This is a genomic window from Pseudonocardia sp. ICBG601 (genome assembly GCF_020496245.1).
On sequence record NZ_JAHLJA010000062.1, the window covers coordinates 24,851 to 44,028 of the forward strand.

The 19,178-nt window shown below is 73.2% G+C and carries 21 protein-coding genes and 1 pseudogene; 15 read left to right on the forward strand and 7 right to left on the reverse strand.

Annotated elements, in window-relative coordinates; genetic code table 11:
• Nucleotides 1-192 precede the first annotated feature (192 nt).
• From KPL57_RS19490 to KPL57_RS19500, 3 genes and pseudogenes are all read right to left on the reverse strand, one after another.
• Nucleotides 193-963: an IS30 family transposase gene (locus tag KPL57_RS19490; RefSeq protein WP_226352669.1), complete on the reverse strand. Its 771-nt coding sequence runs from the start codon at nt 961-963 to the stop codon at nt 193-195.
• A gap of 212 nt (nt 964-1,175) precedes the next feature.
• Complete coding sequence (locus KPL57_RS19495; protein WP_226352670.1) at nt 1,176-1,883, reverse strand: SDR family oxidoreductase; 708 nt, start codon at nt 1,881-1,883, stop codon at nt 1,176-1,178.
• Nucleotides 1,880-3,102, reverse strand: a pseudogene (locus tag KPL57_RS19500) (acetyl-CoA C-acyltransferase). The gene KPL57_RS19495 and the pseudogene KPL57_RS19500 overlap by 4 nt, the downstream one beginning before the upstream one ends.
• Nucleotides 3,103-3,420: 318 nt before the next feature.
• Between KPL57_RS19500 and KPL57_RS19505 the strand changes: the two are divergent.
• Genes KPL57_RS19505 through KPL57_RS19525 form a run of 5 tightly spaced genes read left to right on the forward strand, consistent with a single transcriptional unit; the run spans nt 3,421 to nt 7,247 of the window.
• Nucleotides 3,421-4,596 carry an alpha/beta fold hydrolase gene (locus KPL57_RS19505; RefSeq protein WP_226352671.1) on the forward strand — a complete coding sequence of 392 codons (1,176 nt, stop codon included), beginning with the start codon at nt 3,421-3,423 and terminating at the stop codon, nt 4,594-4,596.
• Nucleotides 4,593-5,513 carry an alpha/beta hydrolase gene (locus KPL57_RS19510; RefSeq protein ID WP_226352672.1) on the forward strand — a complete coding sequence of 307 codons (921 nt, stop codon included), beginning with the start codon at nt 4,593-4,595 and terminating at the stop codon, nt 5,511-5,513. The genes KPL57_RS19505 and KPL57_RS19510 overlap by 4 nt, the downstream gene beginning before the upstream one ends.
• A gap of 2 nt (nt 5,514-5,515) precedes the next feature.
• Nucleotides 5,516-6,304 carry an enoyl-CoA hydratase/isomerase family protein gene (locus tag KPL57_RS19515; protein ID WP_226352673.1) on the forward strand — a complete coding sequence of 263 codons (789 nt, stop codon included), beginning with the start codon at nt 5,516-5,518 and terminating at the stop codon, nt 6,302-6,304.
• A 2-nt stretch (nt 6,305-6,306) separates the two neighbouring features.
• Entirely contained in the window at nt 6,307-6,537 is a 231-nt protein-coding gene (locus tag KPL57_RS19520; RefSeq protein ID WP_226352674.1) for a hypothetical protein, read from the forward strand.
• The gene (locus tag KPL57_RS19525) at nt 6,534-7,247 is read left to right on the forward strand and encodes a flavin reductase family protein (protein ID WP_226352675.1); all 714 of its coding nucleotides are present in this window, start codon (nt 6,534-6,536) and stop codon (nt 7,245-7,247) included. The genes KPL57_RS19520 and KPL57_RS19525 overlap by 4 nt, the downstream gene beginning before the upstream one ends.
• Nucleotides 7,248-7,307: 60 nt before the next feature.
• On the opposite strand, the gene KPL57_RS19530 is transcribed toward KPL57_RS19525, so the two are convergent.
• Entirely contained in the window at nt 7,308-7,922 is a 615-nt protein-coding gene (locus tag KPL57_RS19530; protein ID WP_226352676.1) for a CGNR zinc finger domain-containing protein, read from the reverse strand.
• Nucleotides 7,923-8,089: 167 nt separating this feature from the next.
• Here KPL57_RS19530 and KPL57_RS19535 point away from each other — a divergent pair, with 167 nt between their 5' ends.
• Together KPL57_RS19535 and KPL57_RS19540 are read left to right on the forward strand one after the other, a co-directional pair.
• The gene (locus tag KPL57_RS19535) at nt 8,090-8,956 is read left to right on the forward strand and encodes a sulfurtransferase (RefSeq protein WP_226352677.1); all 867 of its coding nucleotides are present in this window, start codon (nt 8,090-8,092) and stop codon (nt 8,954-8,956) included.
• Complete coding sequence (locus tag KPL57_RS19540; protein ID WP_226352678.1) at nt 8,953-9,885, forward strand: ketopantoate reductase family protein; 933 nt, start codon at nt 8,953-8,955, stop codon at nt 9,883-9,885. The genes KPL57_RS19535 and KPL57_RS19540 overlap by 4 nt, the downstream gene beginning before the upstream one ends.
• 36 nt (nt 9,886-9,921) lie before the next feature.
• On the opposite strand, the gene KPL57_RS19545 is transcribed toward KPL57_RS19540, so the two are convergent.
• The 3 genes from KPL57_RS19545 to KPL57_RS19555 all read right to left on the reverse strand — a co-directional run bounded on the left by KPL57_RS19545 (nt 9,922) and on the right by KPL57_RS19555 (nt 11,563).
• The gene (locus KPL57_RS19545; RefSeq protein WP_226352679.1) at nt 9,922-10,176 is read right to left on the reverse strand and encodes a hypothetical protein; all 255 of its coding nucleotides are present in this window, start codon (nt 10,174-10,176) and stop codon (nt 9,922-9,924) included.
• A 44-nt stretch (nt 10,177-10,220) separates the two neighbouring features.
• Nucleotides 10,221-10,544, reverse strand: a complete 324-nt coding sequence (locus tag KPL57_RS19550) for a hypothetical protein (RefSeq protein WP_226352680.1) — start codon at nt 10,542-10,544, stop codon at nt 10,221-10,223.
• Between the two features lie 233 nt (nt 10,545-10,777).
• Nucleotides 10,778-11,563 (reverse strand): SDR family oxidoreductase, encoded by a 786-nt coding sequence (locus KPL57_RS19555; RefSeq protein ID WP_226352681.1) that lies wholly within the window; start codon nt 11,561-11,563, stop codon nt 10,778-10,780.
• A gap of 290 nt (nt 11,564-11,853) precedes the next feature.
• On the opposite strand from KPL57_RS19555, the gene KPL57_RS69915 reads away from it, so the two are divergent.
• The 8 genes from KPL57_RS69915 (at nt 11,854) to KPL57_RS19590 (ending at nt 19,156) form a co-directional block, all read left to right on the forward strand.
• Complete coding sequence (locus tag KPL57_RS69915; RefSeq protein WP_226352682.1) at nt 11,854-12,912, forward strand: cytochrome P450; 1,059 nt, start codon at nt 11,854-11,856, stop codon at nt 12,910-12,912.
• The gene (locus tag KPL57_RS19565; RefSeq protein WP_020627128.1) at nt 12,909-14,369 is read left to right on the forward strand and encodes an aldehyde dehydrogenase family protein; all 1,461 of its coding nucleotides are present in this window, start codon (nt 12,909-12,911) and stop codon (nt 14,367-14,369) included. Before KPL57_RS69915 ends, KPL57_RS19565 begins: the two co-directional genes overlap by 4 nt.
• A 99-nt stretch (nt 14,370-14,468) precedes the next feature.
• Nucleotides 14,469-15,155: a TetR/AcrR family transcriptional regulator gene (locus KPL57_RS19570; protein WP_020627127.1), complete on the forward strand. Its 687-nt coding sequence runs from the start codon at nt 14,469-14,471 to the stop codon at nt 15,153-15,155.
• Nucleotides 15,156-15,307: 152 nt separating this feature from the next.
• Nucleotides 15,308-16,096, forward strand: a complete 789-nt coding sequence (locus KPL57_RS19575) for an AMP-binding protein (protein ID WP_226352683.1) — start codon at nt 15,308-15,310, stop codon at nt 16,094-16,096.
• Between the two features lie 117 nt (nt 16,097-16,213).
• The gene (locus tag KPL57_RS19580; RefSeq protein ID WP_226351139.1) at nt 16,214-17,011 is read left to right on the forward strand and encodes a transposase family protein; all 798 of its coding nucleotides are present in this window, start codon (nt 16,214-16,216) and stop codon (nt 17,009-17,011) included.
• A 14-nt stretch (nt 17,012-17,025) separates the two neighbouring features.
• Nucleotides 17,026-17,835, forward strand: coding sequence for an AMP-binding protein (locus KPL57_RS19585; protein WP_264198317.1), 810 nt, complete (start codon nt 17,026-17,028; stop codon nt 17,833-17,835).
• Nucleotides 17,826-18,278 carry a histidine phosphatase family protein gene (locus tag KPL57_RS66870; protein WP_308252936.1) on the forward strand — a complete coding sequence of 151 codons (453 nt, stop codon included), beginning with the start codon at nt 17,826-17,828 and terminating at the stop codon, nt 18,276-18,278. The genes KPL57_RS19585 and KPL57_RS66870 overlap by 10 nt, the downstream gene beginning before the upstream one ends.
• Nucleotides 18,203-19,156 carry a histidine phosphatase family protein gene (locus KPL57_RS19590; RefSeq protein ID WP_308252937.1) on the forward strand — a complete coding sequence of 318 codons (954 nt, stop codon included), beginning with the start codon at nt 18,203-18,205 and terminating at the stop codon, nt 19,154-19,156. The genes KPL57_RS66870 and KPL57_RS19590 overlap by 76 nt, the downstream gene beginning before the upstream one ends.
• Nucleotides 19,157-19,178: the final 22 nt, after the last annotated feature.

The following is a 19,178-nucleotide window of genomic DNA, read 5'->3' on the forward strand; positions in this document are numbered from 1 at the left end:
CGGATTGATTCGACAAACCAATCTTCGCGATGGACGGGCTGTCGCCCAACCCGACACGCCGGGCTAGATCGTTATTTCACGGGCCCTGAATAAGCCTCATACTGCGACAACCCGTTCATCTTGGATTGATTCGGCAAATTAATCTTCGCGATGGACGGGCTGTCGCCCAACCCGACACGCCGGGCTAGATCGTTATTTCACGGGCCCTGAATAAGCCTCCATGGACACCACGTGGTGGGCGGCCATCTCGGCCCCGCAGTCCCAGGTCAGCGAGCGGCGCATCACCTCGGGGAGCCCAGCGGTCGCAGCGACCACCGCCCGGGTCACAGTGTGGGAGTCACGCCCGTGCAGCGGGACCAGGACCAGGAACCGCGAAGTGCGCTCCACCAGCGTCGCTACCGCGGTCTTACCTGCTTTACCGATGACCAGGTCGCCCTCCCAGTGCCCGGGCACCGCCCGCCCCTCAGCCTCAGTAGGTCGTTCATCGATGTAGGTCGGTTCGACGATCCGGGGAGCAGATGGAGGCCTACCGCCGCCACGACGGGCGGTCCGGCGGGTCCGTAACGCGATCAACTCGCGAGCCAGGGTGGACACCGGGGTGGCATAGACCCACTGGTAGATCGCCTCGTGAGACACCCGGTAAGTCTCGTCGGTCGGATAGAGCCGGGGCAGACGGCCCGCGATCGAGGCCGGGGACCAGCCGATCTGCAACAACCCGGTCACTACTTCCCGCAGCCGCGGTGACCGGTCCACCGCGAACATCTTCGGCCGGGACCGCCCGACCCGCGCCGCTTCCTCAGCCGGCCCCGCCCGGTAGCCGGCCCGGCCGCCGTGACGGGCGACCTCACGAGAGATCACCGACCGATCCCGCCCCACCACCGCAGCGATGTCGCACAACCGCCGGCCAGCGGCCAACCCCCGGGAGATCTCCTCCCGATCAGCCAAAGTCAACAGTTTCCGCACGTCATGATCCTGTTCCTCGCCGAACAACAAGATCAAGTGCTACGACCGCCTGAGCGCGCCTCCCTGATGGCTCCGCTCCTGGTGAACAGGAGTCGGCGAGCCGCCCACGGTGCCGCAGGCGGTCGGGCGCTGGCCGGCCGTCACCCCGGCCGCTCGGGCGGGCTCGGCGCCCGGGGGCGGTCGTGTGTCGTCCGCCGCCCGGGCACCTGCGGTCACCCGGCAGTGATCTCCAGGCCGGCCGGCGAGCCGGCGAGCGCCGCCTTCAGGGCGCGGCTGGGGTCGTCGACCAGCACCTCCTCGTCACCGGCTGCGACGCCGTCGAGGATGGCGCGGGCGACCTCGGGTGCAGCGATCTTTGCGACGTCGAGGTCGGCGACCATGTCCGTGTCCATGAACCCCAGGTGCACTCCGACCACCTGTGTGCCCTGGCTCCGCAGCTCGGCCCGTGCGCCGTTGGTGAACGACCACGCGGCCGCCTTGGTCGCCGCGTAGGACCCTGCGAACGGCAGAGCAGCCCAGGACAGGGCGGAGAGGACGGTCACCAGGGCGCCGCCACCCCGGCGTGCCAGCACCGGCGCGAAGGCCCGGGTCACTGCCACCGGCCCCCAGAAGTTGGTCTCCATCTCGGCCCGGGCGCGTTCGGGATCGGCGTGCAGCAGCGATCCCGCCCCGCTGACCCCGGCGTTGTTGATGACGATGTCCACGTCGCCGGCGCGCTGCGCGGCCTCGTGGATCGTCACGGAGTCGGTGACGTCGAGGCGCAGCGGGACCACCCGGGGATCCTCGTGCCGCAGGCTGCGCGGATCGCGGGGGGCGGCGTAGATCGTGCCCGCTCCGCGGGCGAGCAGCTCGGTGACCAGCGCCGCGCCCAGGCCACGGTTGGCGCCGGTGACCAGCGCGTTGGCCCCGGAGACGATCATCGGACGATCCGCTCGACGATGGTGGCGTTCGCGGTGCCACCGGCTTCGCACATGGTCTGCAGGCCGTAGCGCCCGCCGGTCTGCTCGAGCACCCCGACCAGGGTCGTGGCCAGCCGGGCGCCGCTGGCCCCGAGCGGGTGGCCGATGGAGATCGCGCCGCCGTTCACGTTGACCTTCGCGGCATCCGCGCCGGTCTCGGCGAGCCAGGCCAGCACGACCGAGGCGAACGCCTCGTTGACCTCGAAGACGTCGATGTCGTCCAGCGAGAGCCCGGCGCGCGCGAGCACCTTCGCCGTCGCCGGGATGATGCCGGTGAGCATGAGGACCGGGTCGTCGCCGGTGACGGTCGCGGTGTGGACGCGGTGTGGACGCGGGCCCGTGGGGTCCAGCCGTGCGCGGCGGCGATCTCGGAGGTGGTCACGAGCAGTGCGGCGGCGCCGTCGTTGTAGGGGCTGGCGTTGCCGGCGGTGACGGTCCAGTCGATGGCGCCGAAGCGCTCGGTCCACCGCGGGTCGGCGAAGGGGGTGCGCAGCCCGGCGAGCGCCTCGGCCGTCGTGCCCGGCCGGATCGTCTCGTCGGTCTCCAGCTGACCGACGGTCCCGTCGGGGCCGGTGGTCTTGAGCGGGACGACCTCGCGGGCGAATCGCCCGTCGGCCCAGGCCGCGGCGGCCCGCTGGTGGCTGGTCAGGGCGAACTCGTCGAGCTGGCTGCGCGAGAACCCCCACCGGCGGGCGATGAGCTCGGCACTCACGCCCTGAGGGATCAGTCCCGGTGCGTAGCGGGCGGCGACCGACGGCCCGGACACGTCCTGGGCGACTCCGTCGACGCGGGTCTGGCTGCCGATCGGGATGCGGGACATCGACTCCACCCCGGACGCGATCACGATGTCGTACGCACCGGCGACGACACCCTGTGCGGCGAACGACAGGGCCTGCTGGCTCGACCCGCACTGCCGGTCCACGGTGGTGCCCGGCACCGATTCGGGGAACCCCGCGGCGAGCGTGGCGAACCGGGTCGTGTTGCCGCTCTGCTCGCCCACCTGCCCGACGGCTCCACCGATGACGTCGTCGATCTCCGCCGGATCGAGCTGTGCGCGATCGACCAGCGCCCGTAGTACGTGTGCATGCAGCTCCACCGGGTGCACCCCGGCGTAGGCGCCGTCGGCCTTGCCCTTGGCCAGAGGTGTTCTGACCGTTTCGATGATGACTGCGTCTCTCATGGCTCTCCTCCGGTGGACCGATCGGTCCTGGACCGATCGGTCCGTATCGTGCCCCGTCGTACCGGCCGGGTCAAGCAGCGTCTGTGCGGCGGACAGTGAGGTGCTTCTGCCAGCAGCCGCGGGTGGTGGTCGGTGTCGGCGACCTCGATCGACGGGGAGGGGCGGCGATTGGACCCGTCTGTCCGCTCCTCCATCGCTCGCGTTCGCTGGGGAGCGTGATGAGTGGGAGTACTTGACATAGTCGAAACGAGAAAGACTATGTTGAATGATGAGGATGGTCGGTCCGGACCACCCCAACCACCGGAACGAGGTTCGGCGATGACGCAGAGCACGTCCGTGACCACGCTCGTCGTGCACGGCTTCCTCGACGACGGCGCGGTGTGGGATCCCGTGCTCGACTCCCGGACGCGCCGATCGCCCACCGTCGTCGCCGAGCTGGCAGGCATGGCCGGACGTCCTGACGCGGCCGGGCCCTACACCCTCGCCCGGCACGCGTCCGACGTCGTCGACCTCGTCGACAGCACGACCGGCCCCCTGGTCCTGGTGGGCCAGAGCCTCGGGGCCCAGATCGTCGAGCTCGTCGCGACGCAGCGGCCGGACCGTGTCGCCGGGTTGGTCCTCGTCGCACCGGTCCCGCTCGCCGGTGCCCGGCTCCCGGCCGACGCCCTGGCGTCGTTCAAGGCCCTCGGCGGCGACGCCGACGCGCAGCGCGCCGTGCGCAGCCGGCTCTCCGACGCGTTCCCCCCGGCGGAGCTCGACCGGCTCGCCGCGGCCGGGAAGCGGATCACCGCCGAGGCGTGCTCGGCCACCGTCGACGCGTGGAACGACGGGGACCCTGCGGGCGCGGCACCGTCGGAGGTCACCGCTCCCGTCGTCGTCCTGCGCGGCGGCCGGGATCCGTTCATCACCGCCGAGCTCCTCGACACCCACGTCCTGGCGCGGTTCCCGCACGCGTCGGCGGCCACCGTGGCCGACGCGGGCCACTGGCCCCACGTCGAGCGCCCCGGGACGGTGGCGGCCTACCTCGACGAGCTCGTGGACCGCGTCTCCGGCCCGACCCGGGGGAGCGGGGGCGGCAACACCGCCCACGGAGTGTCCGAGCAGGGCTGGACGAGGGCTTTCGCGCGGCACAGCGCGACCGCCTTCACCGAGGCGCTCGCACCGGACGTGGTGTTGCGTGCCTCGGTGCTGCGGACACCGGTGGAGGGCCGCGACGAGGTCGCGGCGGTGATGGGTGCGGCGAGCGGCATCTACACGTCCCTGGTGTTCACCCACGAGGCACGCCACGGCGCGCGGACCTACCTCGAGTGGGACGCCACGCTGCACGACGGGACCGAGGTCAGCGGCGTCACGCGGCTGGTGGCCGACGAGGACGGTCGGCACGTCGAGATCGCCATCCACCACCGGCCCCTCGACGGCGCACTGCGGTTCTCCGACGAGCTCGGCCGGCGCCTCGAGGGCCGCATCGAGCGCGACCGTTTCCACCGCGCATGAGCGCCGGCAACAGGCTCCGGCGCGAGGACGTCGAGTTCACCGCCGACGACGGCACCGTGCTGCGGGCCTGGCTCCACCTGCCCGACGGGCCCGGGCCGCACTCGGCGATCTCGATGGCCCACGGCTACGCCGGCACCCGCCACCACGGCATCGAGCGGTTCGCCGAGGCCTTCGCCGCCGACGGCCACGCCGTCCTGCTGCACGACCATCGCGGCTTCGGTGCCAGCGGCGGGGTGCCCCGCCAGGACGTCGACCCCTGGACCCAGATCGCCGACTGGCGACGGGCCCTGTCCTTCCTCGAGTCCCGCCCCGAGGTCGACGCCGGCCGCCTCGGACTCTGGGGCACCAGCTACGCCGGCGGGCACGCCCTGGTCCTCGGGGCGACCGACCCCCGGCTCCGCGCGGTGGTCGCGCAGGTCCCCACCATCAGCGGGGCCGAGCAGACCCGTCGCCGGGTCCGGCCGGAGGACCTCCCCGCCTTCCACGCCGGCCTGCTCGACGACGAACGCGCCCGTGCGGCAGGCCGGCCGGCGGCGCGCCGCGCGATCGTCTCGACCGACCCCGGCACGCCGGCCTCCTACCGCGCCCCCGACGCCGTGGCGTTCTACCTGCAGGACGTGCCCGACGGGGTCTGGGCCAACGAGGTGACGGTCCGTTCCACGCTCGCCGCCACCACCTACGAGCCCGGCGTGTACGTCGACCGGGTCAGCCCGACGCCCCTGCTGATGGTCGTCGCCACCCACGACACCGTCACCCTCACCGACACGGCCCTGGCGGCCTACGAACGCGCGCGGGAACCCAAGCGTCTGGTGCTGGTCCCCGGCGGCCACTTCGACCCCTACCTCGCCGGGTTCGACGCCGCGTGCGGCGCCGCCCGCACCTGGTTCGCCGACCATCTCGCTCCCCGGAAGGACTGACGATGTCCCACGTGTCCGTCACCATCGCCGACGGCGTCGCGACGCTGGTGCTGCACAACCCGCCTCAGAACCGCATCGGCACCACCATGGTCGACGAGCTCGACGCCGCGCTCACCGAGATCGCCGCCGGCGACGCCCGCGCCGTGGTCCTGCGCGCCGACGGTCCCGACTTCAGCTTCGGTGGCGACATCGAGCCCTGGCCCCACTGGGGACGCCGTGAGATGCGCGCGCACTTCGAGCACTTCCTGCAGACGTTCAACCGCTTCGAACGCCTCCCGCTCCCCACGGTCGCCGCGGTGCAGGGCCTGTGCTTCGGCGGCGGGCTCGAGCTCGCCGTCCGCGCCGACCTGATCGTCGCCGGCCGCACCGCCCGGTTCGGTCACCCGGAACAGTCGATCGCCATCGTCACCCTGCTCGGCGGGGTCTACCGGATCGCCGAGCGCGCCGGCCGCTCCCGGGCGATGCGCTGGGCGCTGACCTCCGAGCAGGTCCCCGCCGCGGAGATGGAGCGGTTCGGCGTCGTCGACCGGGTGGTGGACGACGAGACCCTCCACGACGAGGCCGCCGCGCTCGCCACCCGGTTCGCCGCCGGTCCCACGCTCGCCCACGCGGCCCACAAGAGTCTCCTGCGGACCTGGGCCGTCGGCGGCGTCGCCGCGGCCGACGAGGCGATCTTCGACGTCGCGATCCCGCTGTTCGACAGCGCCGACACCCGGATGGCGATCCCCACCGCCGTCGAGGCACTGCACGCCGGCCGCCCGCGCCCGGCGATGTCGTTCGAGGGACGCTGACGATGACCGATCTCCTGCACGTCGACGTCCATGTCAGCCCGTCGATCCCCACCGCGATCACCGACCTGCCACCCGACCTCGACGTCCGTGTCTGGTCGCCCATCGCCACCACGCTCATCGGCAGCGCGATCGAGCGCTACCACGCCATGCGCACCCGGCACCCGGACCGGATCAACCCCGGCGCGCTCTGGGGCTCCGCCCGCGCCGCATTCCCGACGGAGACCCGTACATGATCATCGACACTGCCGAGCTGGACGCCACCGAGGCCTACAAGCTGCTCATCGGCAGCATCGTGCCCCGGGCGATCGCGTGGGTCAGCACCGTCTCGACCGACGGCGTCGCCAACCTCGCGCCCATCTCCTTCTTCACCGCGGTCGGGCGCAGGCCGCCGATGGTGTCGCTGACCATGCAGCCCCGCAGCACCGGTGAGCTCAAGGACACCTTCACCAACATCCGCGACACCGGCGAGTTCGTCACCAACCTGGTCTCCCTGCCCCAGGCCCACCAGATGCACCGCACCGCCCACGAATTCGCCCCCGAGGTGGACGAGTTCGAGGCCGTCGGACTCGCCAAGGCACCCTCGGAGGTCGTGGCGGCCCCCCGGGTCCGCGACGCCCCCATCCACTTCGAATGTCGCGTCGACCGGATCATCCCGGTCGGCGACCTCGACGACCACGTCGTGTGGGGTGTCGTCGAACGGGTGCACCTGCGTGACGACCTGTACTTCGACCGCGGCCGGGTCGACACCGCGGCGCTGGCGCCCGTGGGCCGCCTCGCCGCCGAGTACACGCTGGTCGAGAACGTCTTCACCACGCCGCTCGACGACACCGTGCTCCGCGGCCGCGGCGGGCGGATGCGCCGGCTCGACGAGCACGACACCACCTTCAGCCCGATCGAGACCGACGCCTGGTCACCGTCGGGCTCGGTGCGCACCGAGGGCTGACGGGCCACCTGGAGCCGGCGGCCCGGATGCCGCGCGGGTGCCGACGGCCGGGGCGTGCCGTCAGCCGTGCTCGGCGTCGGCCGCCTCCAGCGCCGCGCGCCGCCGTGCCCTGGAGGCGCGCAGGTTCACCGCGTTCCCGCAGACTCGCACGTCGTGCCAGGCGCCGCTGTTGTTGCGGGACCGGTCGTAGAACGCGACCGCACACCGTTCGTTGCGGCAGGTCTTGAGCCGGCGCCAGGTGTCGGCGCGCTGGGCTTCGAGCACCTCGATGAGGAACTGGCCCACCACGGTGCGCCACCCCTGCCCGCGCGGGCGCAGGACCACCGAGCCGTCGGCGGCCAGCACGAGGCCGACCGAGGCGCTGCGCAGGTACTCGTCCTCGGCCGCGCCCTGACCCCGATCCGGTGCGGAGACCACGGCCCGCAGGTCGGCGCGCAGTGCCTGCAGCTCCTCCAGGCCCCGGTCGTCGAGCACCGCCGACGGCAGGGACCGGCCGGTGGTCGCGGTCCAGTCCGACAGCGCCGAGTCGAGCCAGGTCCGCGCGCTGTCGAGCTCCCCGAGCAGATCCGGCTGGCGAGGGCGTCCTGCCGGGATGGTGTTCAGCAGGTCCTGCACCAGGGCCAGGCCGCCGTCGGCGACGGCGGTGTCGTAACGCGACGTGGCGGTCCAGGGCATGGCACGAGTCTAGCGCAGCTCAGTCACTACGACGTAGGCGAGTTTGGTACGTATGCATCGTCTACCTCGTATCCAAGGGCAGAATCAGCTGTCACGGACTTACATCCGACTGACTATGGACGTAAGCTAAAGCTATTTGTTTACGTCGATGCGAGTGGAGCTAAGCCATGAGCCGCCAGGACGCCCTGATCACCGCCGACTGGGCGGAGGAGAACCTCGGCACGCCCGGTGTGGTGTTCGTCGAGGTCGACGAGGACACCACCGTCTACGACGGCGGGCACATCCCCGGTGCCGTCCGGATCGACTGGAGGACCGAGCTGCAGGACCAGGTCCGTCGCGATGTCGTCGACCGGGCCGGCTTCGAGGCGCTGCTCTCGGACAAGGGCATCGCGAACGACGACACGGTGGTGCTCTACGGCGGCAACAACAACTGGTTCGCCGCCTACGCCTACTGGTACTTCACGCTCTACGGCCACCCGGCGGTGAGACTGCTCGACGGCGGCCGCAAGAAGTGGGAGCTCGACGGGCGCAGGCTCGACACCGCCGTGCCGGCGCGCCCACGGACCACCTACACCGCGCGTGAGCAGGACCGCTCGATCCGAGCCTTCCGCGACGAGGTCGTCGACGCGATCGGAACGGCGTCGCTGATCGACATCCGTTCGCCCGAGGAGTACGCCGGTCGGCTGCTGGCCCCCGCGCACCTCCCCCAGGAGCAGGCCCAGCGTGGCGGGCACATCCCGGGGGCGGTGAACATCCCGTGGAGCCGCGCGGTCGCCGAGGACGGCACGTTCAGGTCCGACGACGACCTGCGGGCGCTCTACGGGGGTGCGGGCATCGACCGCGACACCAGGGTCATCACCTACTGCCGCATCGGCGAGCGCTCCTCGCACACCTGGTTCGCCCTGCACGAGCTCCTCGACCACCCCGAGGTGAAGAACTACGACGGGTCCTGGACCGAGTACGGCTCGCTGGTCGGGGTGCCTGTCCAGACCGGCGACGAGCGGGGCTCCGCCGTCGCTCCGTCCCGGGCGTGACGACGCCGATGAGGACCCTGGTGCTCGGCGCCGGTGCGACCGGGGGCTACCTCGGCGCGCGTCTGCTCGCCGCGGGCCGCGAGGTCACCTTCCTGGCTTGCCCGGCCACCGCCGACCGGCTGTCCCTCGAGGGGCTGCAGATCCGCGGGGTCGACGGGGTGACCCACTCCCACCTGCTCCCGTCGGTGGTGACCGCCGACGAGCTGCGCTCCCCGTACGACCTGGTCGTCGTGGCGGTGCGCGGCAACGCGCTGCCGGACGCGGTGAAGGACGTCGCCGCCGCGGTGGGACCGCACACCCAGATCGTGCCGCTGCTCAACGGGATGGCGCACCTGGACACGCTGGTCGATGCCTTCGGTGCCGGAGCGGTGCTCGGGGCGACCGCCCGGCTGGCGGCCACCCTGCTGCCGCACGGCGTGATCGTCGAACAGGCGGTCGGCGCCACGCTGGAGCTCGGACGTCCGGGAGCCCCGGGCGAGGACCCCGCGGTCGAGGCGGTCCGCCGCGAACTCTCCGTGGACGGGATCGCGGTGCGCGTCGTCGAGGACATCCGTTCCGCGATGTGGGCGAAATGGGTCTTCATCGCCGCGAGCACGGTGCTGACGTGCCTGGGCGGCGCCCGGGTGGGGGACGTCGCGGCGGCCCCGGGTGGACCGGGCCTCGTCGACGCCGTGGTCACCGAGCTCTCCGCCGTCGCCGGGGCCGACGGCCACGCCGGCGACCCCGCAGCGCTCGTGCGCGGTCTCTCCGATCCGAGCTCGGGGTTCGTGCCGTCGATGACCCGCGAGCTGTGGGCCGGGCGACCGGTGGAGGTCGAGGTTCTCGACGAGCTCGCGGCCCTCGCCCGACGCCGAGGGCTCGCCTCGCCGTTGCTCGACGCGGCGCGGGTGCGCCTGCGGCTCGGCCGTGAGCCGAGGCCGGTGGGCTGAGCGAAGTACGGCGCCCCGGGAGACGGGCTCGGATGGTCAGTCGCGACGGAGCGCCCAGCCGGCGCGGCCCAGCGCGACGGCGACGACGATGCCCGACACCAGGCCGACCGCGGGCATGATCAGCAGGGCCGGGGACCAGTCACGGCTCAGGCTCAGCACCGACTCGTAGGCGCTGTCGCTGCGGGTCGGGCCGTAGGACACCACCTCGTAGGACAGCGAGGGGGCCAGCATCGTGCAGAGCAGGCCGAGGAACGCGCCGAACACACCGAGCACGACAGCGAGTGGACGCATCTTCCCATCGTGTCGAGCCGCCGGTTCTGCCGACGAGGCGGGTCTCAGGCGCAGAGTCCCTGCGGGGCGGCGACGGGTTCGAACTGGGCCGAGCCGCCCGGCCATCGGAACACCGCGATGTCGGGGGTGGCGAGGGTCATCGATCCGGCCAGGTGCTGGTCGGGACCGATCTCGGTCTCGGCGGTCAGCGGGTCCGCGGCCTCGGGCTGCGCGATCCACGTCCTGCCCGCGAACTGTGCGGTGTGGATGCCGCAGTGGACGTAGAGGTGGTACTCGTAGCTGACGCCGAGGCGGGCGTCGGGGACGGTGCCGTAGTGGACGACCGGTGGCTGGCCGGGGATGTGTTGCACGCTGCTCGGTACGGGCACCGGCGTCGCGCTGGCGGGAGGGGGCGGCGGAGTCCCGTAGTAGATCGGTGGGATGCCCTCGTGCTGTGTGCATCCGGTCAGCAGAGCGGCCGACGCCGTGAACACTGCGGCGACTCCGGCAGCTCCGAGAGGTGGGCGCACGACACGACCGTAGCGGCCCCGATGCCGGCCCGGACGGTCTCTCGCGATCCGGATCGGGAGCGGGCAGCGTCGTCCGCCGACGGCGCGTCACCTCAGCGGACGGCGCGCGCCCGCAGGGCGGTGAGCCCGCCGTCGAGGCGCAGGTCGATCCCGTTCAGCCAGGAGGCCGCGGGCGACAGCACGAACTCGACGACGGCGGCCACCTCGTCGGCGCGCGCGTTGCGCCCGACCAGCCGGCTCGCCTCGTCGAGGGTGGGCATCGTCGCCCGGAAGTCGGCCAGGATCGGGGTCTCGACCGGGCCGGGGCTGACGCTCACCGCCCGGACACCGCGTGGGTGCAGCGTCGCCGCCAGATCGACGGCGAGGGCGTGGACCACCTGCTTGGACAGCTGGTACGCGCCGGGACCGTCGAGTGCGGTGGCCTCCAGTGCGGCCTGCAGGTCGTCGTCGTCGAGCGCGAGGTAGCGGTCGAGCTCGTCCGGGGTCGCGGTGCCCCGGTACCCGGCCATCGACGACAGCAGCACCACCGCGGAGCCGGGGGTCAGCAGCGGGGCCAGTGCCCCGACCACCCGGCGGAGCCCGACCACGTTGACCGCGTGCACGACCGGCGGCGGGACGCTCCCGGGCACCCCCGCGACGGCGGCCACCCCGTGCAGCGGGCCCGTGGCGCGGACCGCCGCCACCGCCGCCTCGACCGCGGCCGGGTCGGTGAGGTCGCAGGCGAGCGGCTCGGCTCCGTCCGGGACCCCGGAGGCCGCGCGGTCGAGGGCGACGACCTCGTGCCCGGACGTGACGAGCCGGTCGGTGAGCGCCGCGCCGATGCCCGATCCGGCACCGGTGACGACGAACCGGCGGACACCGGCTGGGTCGGTGGTCATGGGGCTCCTCGAGGTCGTGGCGGATGCGATCGGCGGGCTTCCGCGGGCTCGGAGCTTATGTATAGTCTCGTTCGCAAAACTGGTCCACAGTCGGACCGGACGTCGGTACGGGATGGAGATCGCCATGGCCGCCTCGACAGAGTGCCCCGTCGGTGGGGTGCGCGGCGTCGACCTGCTCGACGCGGGCGTGTTCGCCGCCGGACGGGACCCGGAGATGTTCCGCCGTCCTGCGCGACGGGGCCCCGCTGCACTGGAACCCCGGCCCCGGCGAGGGGGAGGGGTTCTGGTCGGTGACCCGGTACGCCGATGTCGAGGCCGTCGCCAAGGACGCCGACCGTTTCGGCAACGGCCAGGGCACCCAGATCCCGGACCGGCGTGCCGAGGGGAACGGCCCGCGCCAGATCCACAACATGGACGCCCCCGACCACGTGCCGTTCCGCCGGGTCCTGACCTCCACCTTCACCCCGCGGGCGGTGGAGCGGCTGGCGGCACGCGTCGAGGAGGTCACCGGCGCGCTGCTCGACGAGGCGCTCGAGCTCGGCGAGTTCGACTTCGTCAAGGTCATCGCCTCGCGGCTGCCCCTGCTGGTGTTCGCGCCGATGCTGGGGGTGCCGGTCGAGGATGCGGACCTGCTGCTGCGCTGGACCAACGAGTCCTCCAGCGAGGACCCGGAGTACTCCGCGGGCCCGGAGACGGCGGCGCGGGCGCGCGACGAGCTGTTCGCCTACTACGCCGACCTCACCGAGCAGCGACGGGCCTGCCCGGCCGACGACATCGTCAGCACGCTGACCCGGGCCACGCCGAAGGGGGAGCCGCTCACCCAGGAGTGGCTCAACCCGTACTACATGGTGCTGACCGTCGCCGGGAACGAGACCACCCGCAACCTGCTCTCCGGCTCGGTCGCGGCGCTGTCGGAACACGGGCGGTGGGACGAGCTGCGTGCCGGCGGCGCACCGCAGCTGCGGTCGGGGATCGAGGAGATGGTCCGCTGGGTGTCCCCGGTGGTGCACATGCGCCGCACCGCCACCGAGGACGTCGAGCTGCACGGGCAGACCGTGCGGGCCGGGGAGAAGCTCGTGCTGTGGTTCGCCGCCGCCAACCGCGACGAGCGCGTGTTCGACGCACCGGAGGAGTTCCGCCTGGCCCGCACGCCGAACCGGCACCTCGGGTTCGGCGCGGGCCCGCACTACTGCCTGGGGGCCCACCTGGCGCGGATGGAGACCAGGGTCTTCTACGAGCAGGTCCTGGCCCGCGGGATCCGGATCGAGCCGCTCGCCGAGCCCGACCGCCTGCTGTCGAACTGGTTCCACGGGATCAAGCGGCTGCCCGTGCGGGTGACGCAGGGATGACCGCGGCCCCGGGCATCCGGCCGGGCGCGCACCTGGTCGTCGACCGGCTCTCCCACCGCATCGGCGGCGAGTGGGTCGAGGCCGGCGGGGCGCCGATCGCTGTCGGGTCCCCCGCCACCGGCGCGACCGTCGCCCACGTCGGCGGGGGCACCGCCGAGGACGCGGGGCGCGCCGTGACCGCCGCCGTCGCGGCGGGCCCCGCGTGGGCCGACACCCCGGTGGCCCGCCGCGCGGAGATCGTCCGCGCCCTCGGGGACCTGCTCGCCGCGCACACCGACGACCTGGCCGGTGTCGTCACCACCGAGGTCGGGATGCCGTACCACCTGGCCGGGCCCGCGCAGGTCGCGGTGCCCGCCAGGGTGCTGCACCTGACCGCCGACGCGGCGCTGTCCCACCCGTGGTCCGAGCCGGTCGCCGCGGGCGAGGTGCTGCGGGTGCCGGCCGGGGTGGTCGTCGCCATCACGCCGTGGAACATGCCCCTGCACCAGATCGCGGCGAAGGTCGGGCCCGCACTGGTCGCGGGCTGCACCGTGGTGCTCAAGCCCAGCGAGGTGGCGCCTCTGACCGCGTTCGCCCTGGTCGGACTGGCCGAGGAGGCGGGAGTCCCGCCGGGTGTGCTGAACCTCGTCACCGGCACGGGGCCGGTGGTCGGCGAGGCGCTGGTGCGCGATCCACGGGTCGCGGTCGTCTCACTGACCGGCAGCGGCCCGTCCGGCGCCCGGGTCGCCGAGCTCGCCGCGCCCGGCATCACCCGGGTCTGTCTCGAGCTCGGAGGCAAGTCGGCCAACGTGCTCCTCGACGACGCCCCGTTCGACCGGGCGGTGCCTGCGGCCGTGGCGCAGGCGTTCTTCAACTCCGGGCAGGCCTGCAACGCCCTCACTCGGCTGCTGGTCCCCGCGCACCGGCACGACGAGGTCTGCGACCTGCTCGTCACCGCGGTCCGGGCGCTGACGGTCGGCGACCCCTGGGACGCCGGGACCGATCTCGGCCCGCTGGTGAGCGAACGGCAACTGCGGTCGGTGCGCGGGCACGTCGACCGGGCGCGTGCCGACGGTGCCCGCCTGCTCGTCGGCGGCAGCGAGCCCGACCCCGACCTGCCCGAGGGGCACTACCACCGCCCGACCGTGTTCACCGGCGTCGACCCGGGGTCCGCGCTGGCCAGGGAGGAGGTGTTCGGCCCGGTCCTCGCGGTGCTCACCCACAGCGGCGACGACGACGCGGTCCGCCTGGCCAACGACACCGAGTACGGCCTGGCCGCGGGCGTCTGGTCGGGCGACCCGGACCGGGCCCGCGCGGTCGGGCGTCGCATCCGGGCCGGCCAGGTCAAGGTCAACGGCGTCCGCACCCGCGACGGCCTCGACGCGCCCTTCGGCGGTCTGGGTCGGTCCGGTCTGGGCCGGGAGCTGGGCCGGTTCGGGATCGACGAGTACGTGGAGCTCGTCTCCCTGCTCGGGTGACCGCCGCACGGCCCGGGGCTCCGCCCCGGTGGGTACAGTGACGCGACTATCGCATTCGCGCCCGCGTACAGGGCGGCGCGACAGGGGGCCGGAGGTCGGGTGGCCGAGCAGGACAGCGCGCAGCAGGACGCGCCGGAGGCCCCGCAGCGCCAGGTCCGGGGCAAGAACGCCCGGGGCATGCGGACCCGCCGGCAGCTCATCGACGCCGCCGCCGACTGCTTCGCCGAGTACGGCTACACCAGTACCCGGATCTCCGACATCGTCTACCGGGCCGGGGTCTCGCAGGGGAACTTCTACCGGCACTTCACCAGCAAGGACGAGATCTTCCTGGAGGCGCTGCGGCCGGGCCTGGACTCGCTCGTCGAGTCCAGCCGGCGCAGCACCGTCGGCGACCGCCTGGACCTGGCGACGATGGAGGAGCTCACCTCGGCCTACCTGGTCTCCTACACCCGCAACCGGCACCTGCTGCGGGTCATGCGGGAGGCCGCGGCCATCCGGTCCGACGAGGGCTTCACCGAGCTCTGGCTGCGCCAGCGCGCGTCGTTCGTCGAACGGACCGCGGGCTGGCTGCGTCGCCTGCACGCCGCCGGACGCATCGCGGAGACCGACTTCGGTCTACTGGCCGACGTGCTCGGCTCGGCCGTCGAGCAGATGGCCTACGTGCACATCGGCCTGGCCGAACGGGCCCCGCGCCCCGAGGAGCTGCAGCGGCTCGCCCGCGGCGTCGCCGAGGTCTGGCACCGCTCCATCCCGATCCTCGACGAGGGTCCGCCCGCCGGGTCCTGACCCACCCCGGTCGACCCGATGACTGCCGGGTCGCACATGGCCGGGCGCCGACGCGTGTCCGGACCGGCACGGAGCTTGTCCGGGCACGCCTCACGCGGTACCTTCGGCTCGTCGTAATGTGAACGGACGTTGCAAAACTGAGCGGAGGAAGCGTGTACCCCGCATCGTTCGCGGTCACGGTGCCCGACCGGACCGCCCTCGTCGTGGCGGGCAGCGGTGACGCGGTCACCTACGCCGCGCTCGACGACCGCAGCGCCCGGCTCGCGGGTCTCCTGTACGCGGCCGGCCTGCGCCCGGGTGACACCCTGCTGATCGCCTGTGGCAACGACGTCCGCTGGGGCGAGGTGTTCTGGGCCGCCCGGCGCAGCGGGCTCCACCTCGCCGCGGTCAACCGGCACCTGTCCGCCGCCGAGCTCGTCCCGATGACGGAGGACGCCCGCCCCGCCGCCGTCGTCGCGGGTGGGGCCGGCATCGCGACGGCGCTGGACGACGCGCTGGCCCGCGCGGGCGTCCCGGTGCCCGCGGTCCGGCTGGTCATCGGCCCGGACGTGCCGTCGGGCTGGACCGGCCACGACGCCGCGGTGGCCGCCGCACCCCGGCTCCCGCGCGACGCCGAGACCACCGGCGGCCGGATCCTCTGGAGCTCGGGCACCACCGGCCGTCCCAAGCCCTTCCGGGTGGCCCCCACGGGCGGTCACCCGGCCGACGGACCGGTCCGCTCGGCCGCCCTCATGCGCAGCCTCGGGTTCCGCACCGAGCCCACCGGCCCGGGTGAGGCCCCCGACGTACTGCTCGTCGCCGGGCCGGCCTACCACGCGGGCCCGCTCGGCTTCCTGCAGTCGGTCCAGGAGGTCGGCGGCACCGTCGTGCTCATGGAGCGCTTCGAGCCCGAGGCCGCGCTCGCCGCGATCGAGCGCTACCGGGTCACCCACAGCCAGTGAGCCTTTCCCAACCTGTTTGTGCTGGTCAGGGGTGTGAGGTGCGTGGCTTGTCGTGAGATGGGTGGGGCTCCTGGTAGACGGATAGCTGTCGCGCCACCGCCTACCGAGGAGCCCCGCGTGTTGTCCTACCCATCCGGGATGTCGATGTCCACTCGCACGGTTCGTGTCCTGGCCGGGCTGCTGCGCGGACATCGTCGCCGGATCGGGACCCGGTGGCGGCTCCTGACCCCGGCCCGCCAAGCCCTGCTCGTGCTCGCGCACCTACGTAAGGGCGAGACCTACACCGACCTGGCCAGCGGATTCAGAGTCGGGAAGTCCACGGTGTCCCGGTATGTCGCCGAGGCGATCGGGCTGCTCGCTGCGCTCGCGCCGACCCTGGAGCAGGCCATCACGGTCGCGGCCGGGAAGGCGTTCGTGATCCTGGACGGGACGCTGCTGCGTATCGACCGGGTCGGCATGGGCTCGGGCTATGACCGGGCGTTCTATAGCGGGAAGCACAAGTGTCACGGGCTGAATGTGCAGGTCATCGCCGACCCCGCGGGTCGGCTGGTGTGGATCTCCCCGCCGCTACCGGGGGCACGGCACGACATGGGCGCTGCCCGGATCCACGGGATCATCGACGCGGTCAACACCACCGGGGTGCGGGCGGTCGCTGACACCGCCTACCAGGGCGGCGGTCCCGCGATCACCGTCCCGCACCGACGCCGACGCCGCGATCTCGACACCGGCCGGTACCGGCCCCTGTCAGCGAATCAGAAGGCCGTCAACGCCGCTCACGCCCGACGGCGGGCACCGGGTGAGCGGGTCAACGCCGAGCTGAAGAACTGGAAGATCCTCCGCAAGATCCGCTCCAGCCCCTCCCAGGCTGCTCAGCTCGTCGCAGCGATCCAGACCCTCATGATCACCACCGCCTGACCAGCACAAACAGGTTGGGAAAGGCTCAGTGGGTCCCGACGATGTTCGTGCGCCTGCTCCGCCTGCCCGACGAGGTCCGGAACCGCTACGACCTGTCGTCGCACCGGGTCGCGGTGCACGGCGCCGCGCCGTGCCCGCCGGAGACCAAGCGTGCGGTCCTCGACTGGTGGGGCCCCATCGTGCACGAGTACTACGGCTCGTCGGAGGGTTACGGGCGCACCACCATCGGCCCGCACGAGTGGCGCGAACGCCCCGGGTCGGTCGGGCGTCCGGCCGGGAGCACCGTGCACGTCGCCGACGCGGACGGCCGCCCGCTCGGCCCGGGTGAGGTCGGCGCGGTGTGGTTCGCCCGGCCCGGTGCCGCCGAGCCGCAGCGACGTCCGGACGGCACCGCCGACCTGGCCGCGACACCGGGCTGGGGGACCGCGGGCGACCTCGGCCACGTCGACGCCGACGGCTACCTCTACCTCGACGGCCGCAGCGGTCACACGATCATCACCGGCGGGGTCAACGTGTACCCCCGGGAGGTCGAGGACGTGCTGCTCCCGCACCCGGAGGTCGCCGACGCCGCCGTCGTCGGGCTGCCCGACCCGGAGTTCGGGGAGCGGGTCGTCGCCGTCGTCGTGCCCGCCGCCGACACCGACCGGACGGGGCTCGCCGACCGGCTCGTCGCGCACTGCCGCGCCCGCCTCGCCGGGTTCAAGACCCCCCGCGAGGTCCGTCTCGTCGAGTCCCTGCCGCGCAGCGTCGCCGGGAAGGTCAGGATGGGCGAGCTGCGCGCGTCGCTCGTCCCGGAGCCCGCCGGGAGCAGACCGTGGAGCTGATCGTCGTCCGGCACGGGCGTCCGGAGACCGTGCAGGGGCACGTCGCCGGCGCCGACCCCGGTCTCACCGAGGAGGGCCGCCACCAGGCGGACCTGCTGGCCGCACTGCTGACCGGGGCGGCCGGGCTGGCCCCCGACCGCATCGTGTCCAGCCCGATGCGCCGCGCGCTGCAGACGGCACACCCGCTCGCCGAGCGCACCGGGCTGCCGGTCGCCGTCGACGACCGGCTCGCCGAGTTCGACCGCGGCGCGCACACCTACGTACCCGTGGAGCTCAGTGGCACCGACCGGGCCGCCCAGTGGCGGGCGCTCGAGTGTCCGGCGTCTGGGGCGAGCACCGGTTCGACCCGGAGGCCTTCGAGCAGCGCGTGCTCGCCGCGTTCGAGGACGTCATCGCGGCGAACCCCGGGCAGCGGGTCGCCGTCGTCTGCCACGGCGGTGTGATCAACGCGTTCCTGTCCCGTCTGCTCGGTCGCCGACGCAGCATGTTCGTCCAGCTCGACTACACCTCGTTCAGCAGGTTGCTCGCCTCGAGCGGGGGCGTCCGCCAGCTGCGCAGCATCAACGAGACCCCGCACCTGCTCCTCCCGGCCACCGGCCCGGGCTGCACAGCCGGTCCGCCTGAACCCCACCATGACCCCGTCGACACCGTTTTGACACCGTCGTCACCACGAACCGGAGGAAGCGCCGTGACCGCCGACACCACCACGTCGCCCGACCTGCTCGTCCTGCACACGCTGCGACTGTCCGGCTTCGTCGCCGCCCCGGTGATCGCCCGCCGGACGGAGCTCGACCACGTGACCGTCGACGCCGCCCTCGCCGCGGCCGCGGAGGCCGGCCGGGTGAAGGAGCGCACCGGACGCGTCGCGGGCTGGACGCTCACCGCCGAGGGCCGCACCGAGCACGCCCGGTTGCTGGCCGCCGAGCTGGACGCGTCCGGGGCGCGCGCGGCCGTGGAGCGGGCGGAGTCGCGGTTCCTGGAGCTCAACCAGCCGTTCAAGGAGATCTGCTCGCGCTGGCAGGTCCGTCCCGACGGCACCCCGAACGACCACTCCGACCCCGCCTACGACCGTGGTGTCGTCGACGAGCTCGGTGCCCTGCACCCGCGTGCGGTCGAGGTGACCGCCGAGCTCGCGGGGGTGCTGCCGCGGTTCGGCCGCTACCCGCGCGACCTCGCCGCGGCCTGGGAGCGGGTCGACGGCGGCGAGACGACGGCGTTCGCCGCGCCGCTGCGGGAGAGCTACCACGACGTGTGGATGGAGCTCCACCAAGACCTGATGAGCACGCTGGGCCGCGAACGCGGCGCCGCCGACGGCCACTGAGCCGCACCGCAGACCGTGAGGA